Source organism: Mycobacterium sp. P4_H6 (assembly GCF_056400845.1).
The window spans coordinates 17,105-31,141 of record NZ_JBFUKN010000076.1 but is presented as its reverse complement, the minus strand read 5'-3'; the positions used below and the strand labels follow the sequence as shown (position 1 = coordinate 31,141).

Below are 14,037 nucleotides of genomic sequence, written 5' to 3'. Positions count from 1 at the left end.
AGAATGCGCACAGCCACAGTGTCATCCCTCTATCTGAGAGCGACCTGAGAGGCGCGCCGCACGGAGCCGCAACGGCCAGGCGACATCCAGCGCAGCGGTTACTTGCGGTCGAGGTCGACCAGGCCAAGGCGAGCGGCCTTGAGCAGGCGACGCGGCACCTTGCGCTGCTGGCCACCCACAGCGACGTTGACCAGGCCGACGGCCTCGGTCTTCCACTGCGACCGGCGGCTACGGGTGTTCGAGCGCGACATCCGGCGCTTGGGCACAGCCATGTTGGAGATCTCCTCTTGCGGGTTTCCGCCGCGCAGCGAACAGCGACGGCAATTTGCACTACAGAATAGCCCGCACCGCCGGATGCCTCCAAACCGCACGCCTCAGCGCGAAACACATGCGCGGTTTCCGCCTTTCGGCCCGGCTGCTGCGCGAGACTGAAACAACGCACCGATCGGGGCCCACCCCTTGACGCGATACCGTCGGTACCGAGTAACCTACCTACCGGTTGGTCGGAGTGCGATGGGAGTGATGGGTGCAGTCTGCAGCAGTCCGGATCGGCAACTGCTCGGGGTTCTACGGTGACCGCATCGCGGCCATGCGCGAGATRCTCGAAGGTGGTGAGCTCGACTACCTCACCGGCGACTACCTGGCCGAACTGACCATGCTGATCCTGGCCCGCGACCGGGCCAAGAACCCCGAACTCGGCTACGCCAAGACGTTCCTGCGCCAGCTCGAAGACACCCTCGGACTCGCCCTGGACAAGGGCGTGAAGATCGTCGCCAACGCCGGCGGCCTGAACCCGCGAGCACTCTCCACCGCGGTGCGCGACCTCGCCGACCGCCTCGGACTGACGGTGAACGTGGCCCATGTCGAGGGCGACGACCTCATCGCGCGGGCCGACGAGCTCGGGTTCCCAGGCGTGCTGGCCGCCAACGCCTACCTGGGCGCCTGGGGCATCGTCGAGTGCCTGACCGCCGGCGCCGACGTCGTCGTCACCGGCAGGGTCACCGACGCCTCGGTGATCGTCGGACCGGCCGCCGCCCACTTCGGCTGGACCCGCACGGACTACGACGCGCTGGCCGGCGCGGTCGCGGCCGGCCACATCATCGAGTGCGGCGCCCAGGCCACCGGCGGCAACTTCTCGTTCTTCAACGAGGTACCCGACCTGAACCATCCCGGCTTCCCGATCGCCGAGATCGCCGCCGATGGCTCCTCGATCATCACCAAGCACCCCGGGACCGGCGGACTGGTCAGCACCGACACCGTCACCGCCCAGCTGCTCTACGAGATCGCCGGTGCGCGCTACCCGAATCCGGACGTCACGCTGCGCATGGATTCGGTCTCGGTCACCGCAGCCGGTCCCGATCGGGTCCGGGTGAGCGGGGTGCGCGGCGAGGCTCCGCCCCCGACGCTGAAGGTCTCGCTGAACAGCATCGGCGGATTCCGCAATGCCACCTCGTTCGTGCTGACCGGCCTGGACATCGAGGCCAAGGCCGCGCTGATCAGGTCCCAGCTGGAAAGCCACCTCACGGTCCGGCCCGCCGAGCTGCAGTGGACGCTGGCCCGCACCGATCATCCCGACGCCGACACCGAGGAAGCCGCCAGCGCGCTGCTGCACTGCGTCGTCCGCGACCAGGACCCGAAGGTCGTCGGGCGGCAGTTCTCCTCCGCCGCAGTGGAACTGGCCCTGGCCAGCTACCCGGGCTTCACCTCGACGGCGCCGCCCGGGGACGGCCAGGTGTACGGCGTGTTCACCCCGGGCTTCGTCGACGCCGCCGCGGTCCCGCACGTCGCCGTGCTGACCGACGGCACCCGGGTGGACATCGCCCCGGCAGCCGAGACGCTGGCGGTCGAACCCGCCGAGGCACCCGCGCTCCCCGAGCCGGCAGAGTCGGGCCCCACCGTCCGGGCACCCCTGGGCCGCATCGCCGGCGCCCGCAGCGGCGACAAGGGCGGCTCCGCCAATGTCGGGGTGTGGGTGCGCAGCGATCCCGAATGGGATTGGCTGGCACATACTTTGACCGTAGAGAAGCTGCGCGAACTGCTCCCCGAGACGGCCGGTCTGCCGGTGACGCGGCATCTGCTGCCCCGGCTGCGGGCGGTGAACTTCGTCATCGAGGACATCCTCGGACAGGGTGTCGCCTATCAGGCCCGATTCGATCCGCAGGCCAAAGGTCTCGGCGAATGGCTGAGATCTCGACATGTCGACATCCCGGAAAGGCTGTTGTCTTTGTGACCGATATCTGGCACGCCCCAGAACGTGACGATCTGCGAAAGACGGTGCGGGCGTTCGCCGAACGCGAGATCCTGCCCTACGCGCAGGACTGGGAACGCACCGGTGAACTGCCCCGCGAACTGCACGTCAAGGCCGGCGCGGCCGGGCTGCTCGGCGCGCCCTACCCGGAATCGGTGGGCGGCGGAGGCGGCGACAGCGCCGACGCGGTGATCATCTGCGAGGAACTGCACCAGGCCGGCGTGCCCGGCGGCACCTTCGCCTCACTGTTCACCTGCGGCATCGCGGTGCCGCACATGATCGCCTCCGGCGATCAGCGCCTCATCGACACCTACGTGCGCCCCACCTTGCGCGGCGATCTCATCGGGTCACTGGCCATCACCGAACCCGGCGGCGGCTCCGATGTCGGGCACCTGACCACCAAAGCGGTCCGGGACGGAGACGATTTCATCGTCAACGGCGCCAAGACCTACATTACCTCCGGGGTGCGCGCCGATTACGTGGTGACCGCGGTGCGCACCGGCGGACCGGGCGCGGCCGGGGTGTCACTCCTGTTGGTGGACAAGAACACTCCGGGCTTCGAGGTCAGCCGTAAGCTGGAGAAGATGGGCTGGCGCTCCAGCGATACCGCGGAGCTGTCCTATACCGATGTGCGGGTGCCGGCCGCCAACCTGGTGGGGGCGGAGAACACCGGCTTCGTGCAGATCGCCGGCGCCTTCGTCTCCGAACGCGTGGGACTGGCCGCGCAGGCCTATGCCAGCGCGCAGCGCTGCCTGGACCTGACCGTGCAGTGGTGCCGCGACCGCGAGACCTTCGGCCGTCCACTGATCTCCCGGCAGGCCGTGCAGAACACCCTGGCCGACATGGCGCGTCGCATCGATGTGGCGCGGGTGTACACCCACCGGCTGGTGGAGCGTGAAATGGCGGGTGAGACGAACCTGATCACCGAGGTCTGCTTCGCCAAGAACACCGCCGTGGAGGCCGGCGAATGGGTGGCCAACCAGGCCGTCCAATTGTTCGGCGGGATGGGCTATATGGCCGAATCCGAGGTCGAGCGCCAGTACCGCGACATGCGCATCCTGGGCATCGGCGGCGGCACCACAGAGATCCTCACCGCGCTGGCAGCCAAGACGATGGGCCTGCAATGACGAGACTCAAATCGACCCTGGATCCGCGCGCAGCCGGGTACGGCGAGGCCGCCGACGCCATGTCGGTCAAGCTCGCCGAGCTGGCAGGAGAACATGAGCGCAGCCTGGCCGGCGGCGGCACCAAATACGTCGACCGCCACCATGCCCGGGGCAAGCTGACGTCACGCGAACGCGTCGAACTGCTGCTGGACCCGGACGCCCCGTTCCTGGAGCTGAGCCCGCTGGCCGCCTGGGGCAGCGATTTCACGGTGGGCGCCAGCGTCGTCACTGGCATCGGTGCCGTCGGGGGTGTCGAGTGCCTGATCGTGGCCAACGACCCCACCGTCAAGGGCGGCACCAGCAACCCATGGACGTTGAAGAAGATCCTGCGTGCCAACCAGATCGCCATGGAGAACCGGCTTCCGGTGATATCCCTGGTGGAATCCGGCGGCGCCGACCTGCCCACCCAGAAGGAGATCTTCATCCCGGGCGGGCAGATGTTCCGCGATCTGACCCGGCTGTCGGCGGCCGGGATCCCCACCATCGCACTGGTCTTCGGCAACTCCACCGCCGGCGGCGCCTATGTGCCCGGCATGTCCGATCACGTGGTGATGATCAGAGAACGCTCCAAGGTGTTCCTCGCCGGTCCCCCGCTGGTCAAGATGGCCACCGGCGAGGAATCCGACGACGAGTCCCTGGGTGGCGCCGAGATGCACGCCCGCACCTCCGGATTGGGTGACTACCTGGCCAACGACGAGCTCGACGCCATCCGCATCGGACGGCGCATCGTGGCGCGGCTCAACTGGCGCAAACAGGGCCCGGTGCCGGTCCCGGTCGTCGAACCCGCATACGACGCCGAGGAACTGCTCGGCATCGTCGGAGCCGACCTGCGCATCCCGTTCGACCCGCGCGACGTCATCGCCCGCATCGTGGACGGTTCGGATTTCGACGAGTTCAAACCGCTCTACGGTTCGTCGCTGGTCACCGGCTGGGCCACGCTCTACGGCTATCCGGTCGGCATCCTCGCCAACGCCCGCGGCGTGCTGTTCTCCGAGGAGTCGCAGAAGGCCACCCAGTTCATCCAGCTGGCAAACCGGGCGAACACGCCATTGCTGTTCCTGCACAACACGACCGGCTACATGGTCGGCAAGGCGTACGAGGAGGGCGGCATGATCAAACACGGATCGATGATGATCAACGCCGTCTCCAACTCAGGAGTGCCGCACATCTCGCTGCTGATCGGGGCGTCCTACGGGGCCGGCCATTACGGCATGTGCGGGCGCGCCTACGATCCGCGTTTCCTGTTCGCCTGGCCCAGTTCGAAATCCGCGGTGATGGGCGGGACGCAGCTGGCCGGCGTGCTGTCCATCGTCAGCCGGGCCGCCGCGGAGGCGCGCGGCCAGCAGGTCGACGAGGCCGCCGACGCCGCGTTGCGCGCCGCGGTCGAGGCGCAGATCGAGGCCGAATCCCTGCCGATGTTCCTGTCCGGCCGGCTCTACGACGACGGTGTCATCGACCCGCGGGACACCCGCACCGTGCTCGGAATGTGCCTGTCCGCCATCGCGAGCGGACCGATCGAGGGGACGTCGAACTTCGGCGTCTTCCGGATGTGAGGGCGTAAACGCATGATCACACGAGTCCTCGTCGCCAACCGCGGCGAGATCRCCCGCCGGGTGTTCACCACCTGCCGTCGCCTCGGCATCGGCACCGTCGCGGTGTACACCGATCCCGACGCCGCGTCCCCGCACGTCGCCGAGGCCGATGTGCGGGTACGCCTGGAGGGCCGCAACGGCTATCTGGACACCGGTCAGCTCATCGCCGCCGCGCACAAGGCCGGTGCCGACGCCATCCATCCGGGTTACGGATTCCTCTCCGAGAACGCGGATTTCGCCGAGTCCGTGCAGCGCGCCGGGCTGATCTGGATCGGCCCGCCGGTGGCAGCGGTGCGGTCGATGGGATCCAAGATCGAGGCCAAGAAGCTGATGGCCGCCGCCGGCGTTCCGGTGCTGGCCGAACTGGATCCCGATACTGTCACCGCCGCGCAGCTGCCGGTGCTGATCAAGGCATCCGCCGGTGGCGGCGGCCGCGGTATGCGGGTGGTGCACGATCTGGCATCGCTGCCCACCGAAGTCGCGGCGGCACAGCGGGAAAGCCAGTCCGCCTTCGGCGATCCGACGGTGTTCTGTGAACGTTATCTGGCCGCCGGTCACCATATCGAGGTCCAGGTGATGGCCGATCAGCACGGCACCGTGTGGGCCGTCGGCGAGCGCGAATGCTCCATCCAGCGCCGGCACCAGAAGGTCATCGAGGAGGCGCCCTCACCCCTGGTGGAACGCACACCGGGGATGCGCGCCAAGCTCTTCGAGGCCGCCCGGCTCGCCGCCGACGCGATCGGGTACACCGGCGCGGGCACCGTCGAATTCATGGCCAGCTCCGATCCGGGGTCCCAGGGTGACTTCTTCTTCCTGGAGATGAACACCCGACTGCAGGTGGAGCATCCGGTCACCGAGGAGACCACCGGTCTCGATCTCGTCGAGTTGCAGATCGAGGTGGCCGACGGTGTGGCGCTGCCCGCGCAACCACCTGCCGCGCAGGGACATTCGATCGAGGCCCGGCTCTATGCGGAAGATCCGGCCAGGGGCTGGCAGCCGCAGGCCGGTGCCGTGCACCATTTCGAGGTACCCGCCGCGCGCACCGAGTTCGGCACGCTCGGCCGGGTCGGGGTGCGGCTGGATTCGGGCATCGTGGACGGGTCCCAGGTGTCGGTGTTCTACGACCCGATGCTGGCCAAGGTGATCTCCTTCGCGCCGACCCGCCAGCGAGCCGCAGTCACCCTCGCCGACGCGCTGTCGCGCGCCCGGATCCACGGGGTGGGCACCAACCGTCACCTGCTGGTCAACGTGCTGCGGCACCCGGCGTTCCTGTCCGGTGCCACCGACACCGCGTTCTTCGACACCCACGGGCTGGCCGACCTGGCCGCCGGACCGGCGGACACCGCCGCGCTGTCGGCGCTGGCCGCCGCACTCGCCGATGCCGCACACAACCGCGGCACCGCAACGGCTTTCGGCCCCGCACCCAGCGGGTGGCGCAACCTCATCTCGGGCTACCAGACCCGGGCATTCCGCGATGCCGCCGATGAAGAACAGCTCATCCGGTACCGCTTCGGCCGCAACGGAATCGGGCTGCCCGACTTCCCGGGCGTCACCGTGGTGTCGACCAGCCCCTCCCGCGTGGTGCTGTCGGTGGATGGCGCTGAGCAGGCCTTCGACGTGGCCCGCTACGGCGACGACGTCTTCGTCGATTCGCCGATCGGGCCGGCCCGGCTGACCAGCCTTCCGCGTTTCCCGGACCCGGACTCCGCGGTGGCGCACGGTTCGCTGCTCGCCCCGATGCCCGGCTCGGTGGTGCGGGTGGGCGCCGCGGCAGGAGACACCGTCACCTCCGGGCAGCCGTTGATCTGGCTGGAGGCCATGAAGATGGAGCACACCATCACCGCACCGGGCGACGGTGTGCTCGCCGAACTGAATGTGCAACCCGGACAACAGGTCGAGGTCGGAGCCGTCCTGGCCCGGATCGAGAACCCCGAAGGAGATCAATCATGACCAGCTTCATCGAAACCGAGGAACAGCAGGCACTGCGCAAGGCCGTCTCCGCGATGGCCGCCAACTACGGCCAGGACTACTATCTGGAGAAGGCGCGCGCCGGCGCACACACCGACGAACTATGGTCGGAGGCAGGCAAACTCGGCTTCATCGGGGTCAACCTGCCCGAGGAGTACGGCGGCGGCGGTGCGGGCATGTACGAGCTGTCGATGGTGATGGAGGAGATGTCGGCGGGCGGCTGTCCGCTGCTGATGATGGTGGTCTCCCCCGCCATTAACGGCACCATCATCAGCAAGTTCGGCACCGACGAGCAGAAGAAGCGCTGGATCCCGGGGATCGCCGACGGCTCGATCACGATGGCCTTCGCCATCACCGAACCCGACGCCGGCTCCAACTCGCACCGCATCACCACCACCGCGCGCCGCGACGGCAGCGACTGGATCCTGTCCGGCCAGAAGGTCTACATCTCCGGTGTCGACCAGGCCCAGGCGGTGCTCGTCGTCGGCCGCACCGAGGATCACAAGACCGGCAATCTGAAGCCGGCGTTGTTCGTGGTGCCCACCGACACCCCCGGGTTGTCCTGGACGAAGATCGAGATGGAGATCCTCAGTCCCGAGTACCAGTTCCAGGTGTTCCTCGACGACGTGCGGTTGCCCTCCGACGCGCTGGTCGGCTCCGAGGACGCAGCGATCGCGCAGCTGTTCGCCGGGCTGAACCCCGAGCGCATCATGGGTGCGGCCAGCGCCGTCGGCATGGGACGCTTCGCCATCGGCAAGGCCACCGACTACGTCAAGACCCGGCAGGTGTGGAAGACACCCATCGGTGCGCACCAGGGCATCTCGCATCCGTTGGCGCAGAACCACATCGAGATCGAGCTCGCCAAGCTGATGATGCAGAAGGCCGCCGCACTCTATGACAGCGGTGACGACTTCGGTGCCGCCGAGTCCGCGAACATGGCCAAGTACGCCGCGGGTGAGGCCTCGGTGCGGGCCGTCGACCAGGCCGTGCAGTCCCTCGGCGGCAACGGGCTGACCAAGGAGTACGGCATCGCCTCGGTGCTCACCGCGTCCCGGTTGGCACGCATCGCGCCGGTGAGCCGGGAGATGATCCTCAACTTCGTCGCGCAGACCTCGCTGGGCCTGCCTCGGTCGTACTGATGCTCGTCCACTACGCCCTGGAAGGCCGGGTGGCCCGGCTGACGCTGGACTCGCCGCACAACCACAATGCGCTGTCCACCGCGCTCGTCGAGCAACTGCACAGAGGTTTCGACGACGCCATCGCGGCCGGCGCACGCGTGGTGGTGCTCGGCCACACCGGCCGGACCTTCTGTGCGGGCGCGGACCTCAGTGAGGCCGCAGGCCGCGACCCGGGGGATATCGCGGTGGACCGCGCCCAGGAGATGACCCGGCTGCTGCGGGCGATCCTGGCGGCGCCGGTGCCCGTGATCGCCGCCGTGGACGGGCACGTCCGCGCCGGCGGGATGGGACTGGTCGGGGCGTGCGATATCGCGGTGGCCGGACCGCAGAGCACCTTCGCGCTCACCGAGGCCCGCATCGGTGTCGCCCCGTCGATCATCTCGCTGACGCTGCTGCCGAAGCTGACTGCGCGGGCGGCCGGGCGGTACTTCCTGACCGGGGAGAAGTTCGGTCCGCAGGAGGCAGCGGACATCGGGTTGATCACCGTGGCCGCCGACGACGTGGCCGGCGCAGTGGACGCCCTCACCGCCGATATCGCCAAGGCCTCCCCCCAGGGACTGGCGGCGTCCAAGGCGCTGACGACGGCCGGCATCCTCGCTGGGTTCGACGCGCACGCCGACGCGTTGACTGCGCAGTCCGCCGAACTGTTCACCTCCGCCGAGGCCCGCGAGGGCATGCTGGCGTTCCTGCAGAAACGCCAGCCCGACTGGGCGTGAGCGAACTCCTCGCGTTTGCCAGTTTCGACGACGAGCTTGCGTTTATCGGCGTGAGTCGTAGGCTCAGTAACAATGAGCACTTCGTCGTGGCAGAACGGCTCGACCCGCGCCGGCGACGCCGAGCGCATTCAGGTAGCCCAGTTGCTGACCGACGCCGCCTCCCAGGGCAGGCTGTCGATGGACGAATACGAGCAGCGGTTGGCCAAGGCCTACGCCGCCACCACGCACGGCGAACTGGCCCGGCTGTCCGCCGATCTGCCGGACTTCGCCACCACCGCCAATTGCGGTGGCACCCGCAAGCCCGCACCGTCGACGCTGCTGCTGGCCATCCTGAGCGGCTTCGAGCGGCGCGGTCGCTGGAATGTCCCGAAACGTTTGACGTCATTCGCGCTGTTCGGCGGCGGTGTGATCGACCTTCGGTACGCCGATTTCACCTCGCCCGAGGTGGACATCCACTCGATCTCGATCTTCGGCGGACAGACCATTCTGCTGCCGCCGGAGGTCAACGTCGCCGTCCGCGGCCACGGCGTGATGGGTTCCTTCGATCACGTCGGCGAGCAGGGCACACCCGGCGCGCCGTGCATCACCATCCGCGGCTTCTCGTTGTGGGGCAGCGTCGGCATCAAGCGCAAAAAACGCAAGAACAGCTGAGACGTTTTCTTTGCTCGAATTGCACGCGCAAGCCTGAGAGCCGATCAGCGGCGGCGGGCCCGCAGGTAGTCCCCGACCACCGCCGCGCCCAGCCCGTCCAGGTCCGGCACCACCACCCGGCCACCGACGCGTCGCGCCACCTGATCGATGAACCGAGCCAATCCGGGATCGCTGCCGAGGCGGAAGATCGTCAACTGCGCACCGAGTGCGGCCAGCTCGTCGAAGCCCTTCACCGTCAGCGCGATGGTGCGCGGATGCGGCGGGTAGTAGAAAAACGCCTCGGCCCCGTCGCCGAAATCCTCCAGGTGCGCGGTMGGCTCGCCGTCGGTCACGATCATCACCACCGGCTGCGCGTTGGGGTGGCGCCGCAGATGCCGGGCGGCCAGCGCCAGCGCGTGGTGCAGGTTGGTGCCCTGGTCGCGCACGCCCTCCAGCGCGGTCAGTTCGGCGGCGCTGACGGTGCGCGCGTGCCTGCCGAACGCGATGATCTCCAGGTCGTCGGAACGGAAACGGGTGCTCACCAGATGGTTGAGGGCCAGCGCGGTGCGCTTCATCGGCAGCCACCGGTTCTCCATCACCATGGAGAAGCTGGTGTCCACCAGCAGCGCCACGGCCGACTGGGTGCGGGTCTCGGTCTCGGAGATCTCGACGTCCTCGACGCTGAATCGCACCGGGCCGTCGATGACCCCCGAACCGGCTTGGCGCAGCACCGCATTGGTGATCGTGCGGGTGACGTTCCACGGTTCGGTGTCCCCGAAGGCCCACGGCCGGGTGGCACCGGTCAACTCTCCCGCGGCGCCGGCACGGCGGGTCTCGCGTTCACCGTGGCGGCCGGAAAGCTGTTGTGCCACATCACGTAGCGCGGTCTGCCCGAGCTGCCGCATCGCCTTGGGCGACAGCCGGAACTGACCGTCGGAGCCGCGGTCCAGGAATCCCTGATCGGTCAGCGCGCGCTCGAGGTCGGCGAGGGTGCGCGCGTTGACCGCGGCCTCGTCGCCGAGCTGGCGGGCCAGCATGTCCAGGTCCACGTCCTCCATGGACGCGCCGGCGTAGCTCTGCGACAGCTGTTCGGCCAGCTGCTCGAGCTCGCTGATATCGGCCAGCGCCTGGGTGCCCTGGCCCATGCCCATCGGGTCGTCGCCGCTGAACTCCTCGGAGCCCGACCAGTCCTCGCCCGGCCGGGCCGCCTGCAGGTTGGCGTCCAGCCGGTTCAGTGCGTTCATCAGCGACGGGGACCCGAAGGCCTGCTGCGCCAGCGCATCCAGCTCGGCACGCTGGGATTCGGACAGGCTGTTGCGGAAACGTTGGGCGGCGGCGGACCGTTTGGCCAGCGAGTCCATCAACTCGTCGACATTGCTCGGGTTCTCCGGGAAATGCTGGCCGTGTTCGGCCATGAACTTCTCGAAGTCCTCCTCGGTGTCCTCGCCCGCTGCGTGCTTCTCCAGCAACTCGTTGAGATCGTCGAGCATCTTGTTGATCGCCTGCCGGTCCTCATCGGTGGCGTTCTGCATCGCCTCCTTCATGCCGGCGAAGCGCTGATCGAGCATCTCTCTGCCGAGCAGATCCTTGATCTGGTCGTACTTCTCGCGGGCTTCCGGTGAGCGCCAGTCATATTCGGCGAGTTCCTGGACTGCTTTGGCCGGCGACGGGGACAGGGCCTCCATCTGCATCTCGCCGAAGCGGGCGTCATCGTCCAGCGCCCGGGCCAGTTCCTTGCGCTCGGCCAGCACGGCCTCGTCGAGTAGCTTCTTGACCTCGGCCAGGGTGCCGTCGAGGTTGTTGCGCTGCAACAGTTCCCRGCGCCGGCGGTTGACCTCGGCGGCCAGCCGGTCGGCCCCGGTCATGTTCTCGGTGCCGYGGCGCATCAGCTCCTGCAGCGCCCGGCGCGGCGAGGCGCCGGACATGACGTCCTCGCCGATCGCGTCGAGCGCCTCCCGCAGATCGACCGGCGGCGCCAGCGGATCGGGGCCGCCGGAGTACCGCGAATACCTGGAAAGGCGTTTAGCCATAGACGGTTTCACCCTCATCGGATTGCTTGTCGATGCGCTTGGCCAGGTACAGGCCCTCCAGCACGAGCTCCACCGCGGCCGCGCGCTGGCCCTCGGTCTGCGCGCCGAGGCGCTCGGCGATCTCGTCGAGCACCGGCAGTTCGGGCAGCGCGGCCAGCACATCCTTGGCCGACACCCGCTCCCCCGTCGTCACCGGCGAACCGGCCTCCACGGCGGCCACCAGCGGCCCCACGTCGATACCGCCGAGCGCACGGGACGCGGTGTCGGCGGTGGCGCGGCGCAGCAGGTGCTCCATCACCGCCTGCTCGCGGCCTTCTTCACCGGATTCGAACTCCAGCTTGCCGCGCAGCACGTCGATCACGGTGCCGAGGTCGACCACCCTGGCCACCGGGTCCTGCTCACCGAGAATGGCGCCACGGTGCCGGGCCGAGGCCGCCACCGTCTCGGCCGCGGCGATGGCGAAACGCGCCGAGACACCCGAGCGCTGATCGACGGCGGTGGATTCACGAAGGGCGCGCGCGAACCGGGCGATGACGGCCAGCAGATATTCGGGGACCTCGGCGGACAGGTGCGCCTCCTGGGAGATGACACCGACCTCGGCGTCGAGTTCCAGCGGGTAGTGGGTGCGGATCTCGGCGCCGAAGCGGTCCTTGAGCGGGGTGATGATGCGGCCGCGGTTGGTGTAGTCCTCGGGGTTGGCGCTGGCCACCACGAGCACATCCAGTGGCAGCCGCAGCGTGTAACCGCGCACCTGGATGTCGCGCTCCTCCATCACGTTGAGCATCGCGACCTGGATGCGCTCGGCGAGGTCGGGCAGCTCGTTGACCGCGACGATGCCGCGGTGCGAGCGCGGGATGAGGCCGTAGGCGATGGTTTCCGGGTCACCGAGGCTGCGGCCCTCGGCGACCTTGATGGGGTCGATGTCGCCGACCAGGTCGGCCACGCTGGTGTCCGGAGTGGCGAGCTTCTCGGTGTAGCGCTCGCTGCGGTGGATCCACACGATCGGCAGGCCGTCGCCCGAGGCGGCGGCCCGGCGGGTCGATTCCGGCGTGATCGGGGAATAGGGGTGCTCGCGCAGTTCGGAGCCTTCGATCACCGGCGTCCACTCGTCGAGCAGCCCGACCAGCGAGCGCAGCAGCCGGGTCTTGCCCTGGCCGCGCTCACCGAGCAGGACGAAATCGTGACCGGCGATCAGGGCGCGCTCCACCTGCGGCAGGACGGTGTCCTCAAAACCGAAGAGACCGGTCCAGATCTCCTCGCCGTTCGACAGTCGAGCCAGCAGGTTCTCCCGGAGTTCCTGTTTGATCCCGCGCTCCTGATGGCCGGAGGCGCGCAGCTCGCCGAGGGTACGGGGCAGGTCGTTAGGTGACGTCACAAGCTCCACGCYACGACTGCTCTCGGCTGCGGGCTTGCCCACCTGACTGATCACCGGTTCGCTGTGAGAAAACTACCCAGTACCATGGGTACCGTGAACTTGCACGAGTGGCGTGATCGGCCCAGCACAGTGAGCTTCCGCCCGGCGTCGTGGCAGTCCCGGATGCTGGGTGTGTCGACCGCACTGACGCTGCGTCCGGTGCTGGGGCTACTGACCCTCATCGGCCTGCTCATCAACCGGATCTGGCCGGCCGGACTGCAGCGCGCGCACCTGGACACCATCGACCGCCCGCTGCGTCTGATCAGGCCGCTGCCCGGCACCGTCGTCACCCCCGAACGGCTGCCGCACTGCCCCGCCGAGTGGGTGGCGGCACCCGTTGCCACGGATTCCGATCAGGTGATCATCTATTTCCACGGATCGGCGTTGGTGACGCTCGGCCTGAACTCACACCGCCGGTTCGTCTCGAAGCTGTCGGCCGCCACGGGTGCCCGGGTGCTCAACGTCGGCTACCGGCTGGCACCGCAGGCCAGCATCGACGAGGCCGTCGAGGACGGGCTGGACGCCTACCGGCACGCGCTGGCGCTGGGTTTCCAGCCCGGCCGCATCGTGCTCGCCGGTGACTCGGCGGGCGGGCTGATCGCCGCCGACACCGCACTGGCCATCCGCGACGCCGGTCTGACGGTGCCCGCCGGGCAGGTGCTGTTGTCGGCGTTGACGTCCGCCGACATGGATCTCAAGTACCGCGCCCTGCGGGATCACAAAGATGTGCTGTTCCCGTTCATGACGGTCAAGTTCATCTACGACGTGTTCGCCACCGTGAACGGGACCCGGCCGGTGCCGATCATGCCCGCCGAGTCCAACGCGGCCGGGCTGGGCCCGTTCCTGCTGCAGATCGGCACCAACGAGATGCTGCGCAATGACACCTTCGTGCTGGCCGACCAGCTCACCGCCGCGGGCGTCGATGTGTGGGTCCAGGTGTGGGACAAGGCGATGCACATGTTCCAGCTGTCCTTCGACGTCAACCCCGATGCCCGGCGCGCGGTCGAGGAGATCGCGTCCTTCATCGGGCACGTGACCGCCGCCGAGAGCCACGAGGCCACCGCCTGACTCCCCTATTGGCCGAATGGCCAGTTA

General features: G+C 68.5%; 11 protein-coding genes. 8 read left to right on the top strand and 3 right to left on the bottom strand.

The window, feature by feature from the left end:
* Positions 1 to 98: 98 nt before the first annotated feature.
* Positions 99 to 272 (bottom strand): 50S ribosomal protein L32, encoded by a 174-nt coding sequence (rpmF, locus tag AC1DTF_RS24820; RefSeq protein WP_057168308.1) that lies wholly within the window; start codon positions 270 to 272, stop codon positions 99 to 101.
* 254 nt (positions 273 to 526) lie between these two features.
* Here rpmF and AC1DTF_RS24815 point away from each other — a divergent pair, with 254 nt between their 5' ends.
* The 7 genes from AC1DTF_RS24815 (at position 527) to AC1DTF_RS24785 (ending at position 9,519) form a co-directional block, all read left to right on the top strand.
* Complete coding sequence (locus AC1DTF_RS24815) at positions 527 to 2,230, top strand: acyclic terpene utilization AtuA family protein (protein ID WP_477475997.1); 1,704 nt, start codon at positions 527 to 529, stop codon at positions 2,228 to 2,230.
* Positions 2,227 to 3,375: an acyl-CoA dehydrogenase family protein gene (locus AC1DTF_RS24810; protein ID WP_235571280.1), complete on the top strand. Its 1,149-nt coding sequence runs from the start codon at positions 2,227 to 2,229 to the stop codon at positions 3,373 to 3,375. Before AC1DTF_RS24815 ends, AC1DTF_RS24810 begins: the two co-directional genes overlap by 4 nt.
* The gene (locus AC1DTF_RS24805; RefSeq protein ID WP_057168311.1) at positions 3,372 to 4,967 is read left to right on the top strand and encodes an acyl-CoA carboxylase subunit beta; all 1,596 of its coding nucleotides are present in this window, start codon (positions 3,372 to 3,374) and stop codon (positions 4,965 to 4,967) included. The genes AC1DTF_RS24810 and AC1DTF_RS24805 overlap by 4 nt, the downstream gene beginning before the upstream one ends.
* A gap of 12 nt (positions 4,968 to 4,979) precedes the next feature.
* Positions 4,980 to 6,956, top strand: a complete 1,977-nt coding sequence (locus AC1DTF_RS24800) for an acetyl/propionyl/methylcrotonyl-CoA carboxylase subunit alpha (RefSeq protein WP_477475996.1) — start codon at positions 4,980 to 4,982, stop codon at positions 6,954 to 6,956.
* Positions 6,953 to 8,113 carry an acyl-CoA dehydrogenase family protein gene (locus AC1DTF_RS24795; protein ID WP_477475995.1) on the top strand — a complete coding sequence of 387 codons (1,161 nt, stop codon included), beginning with the start codon at positions 6,953 to 6,955 and terminating at the stop codon, positions 8,111 to 8,113. The genes AC1DTF_RS24800 and AC1DTF_RS24795 overlap by 4 nt, the downstream gene beginning before the upstream one ends.
* Positions 8,113 to 8,868 (top strand): enoyl-CoA hydratase family protein, encoded by a 756-nt coding sequence (locus AC1DTF_RS24790; protein ID WP_057168314.1) that lies wholly within the window; start codon positions 8,113 to 8,115, stop codon positions 8,866 to 8,868. The genes AC1DTF_RS24795 and AC1DTF_RS24790 overlap by 1 nt, the downstream gene beginning before the upstream one ends.
* 72 nt (positions 8,869 to 8,940) lie before the next feature.
* Positions 8,941 to 9,519, top strand: coding sequence for a DUF1707 SHOCT-like domain-containing protein (locus AC1DTF_RS24785; RefSeq protein WP_057168315.1), 579 nt, complete (start codon positions 8,941 to 8,943; stop codon positions 9,517 to 9,519).
* Between the two features lie 44 nt (positions 9,520 to 9,563).
* Here AC1DTF_RS24785 and AC1DTF_RS24780 read toward each other — a convergent pair whose 3' ends face one another.
* Entirely contained in the window at positions 9,564 to 11,546 is a 1,983-nt protein-coding gene (locus AC1DTF_RS24780) for a vWA domain-containing protein (protein ID WP_477475994.1), read from the bottom strand.
* The gene (locus AC1DTF_RS24775) at positions 11,521 to 12,903 is read right to left on the bottom strand and encodes a sigma 54-interacting transcriptional regulator (RefSeq protein WP_057168596.1); all 1,383 of its coding nucleotides are present in this window, start codon (positions 12,901 to 12,903) and stop codon (positions 11,521 to 11,523) included. The genes AC1DTF_RS24780 and AC1DTF_RS24775 overlap by 26 nt, the downstream gene beginning before the upstream one ends.
* A gap of 93 nt (positions 12,904 to 12,996) precedes the next feature.
* Between AC1DTF_RS24775 and AC1DTF_RS24770 the strand changes: the two genes are divergently transcribed.
* The gene (locus tag AC1DTF_RS24770) at positions 12,997 to 14,010 is read left to right on the top strand and encodes an alpha/beta hydrolase (RefSeq protein WP_477475993.1); all 1,014 of its coding nucleotides are present in this window, start codon (positions 12,997 to 12,999) and stop codon (positions 14,008 to 14,010) included.
* Positions 14,011 to 14,037 lie beyond the last annotated feature (27 nt).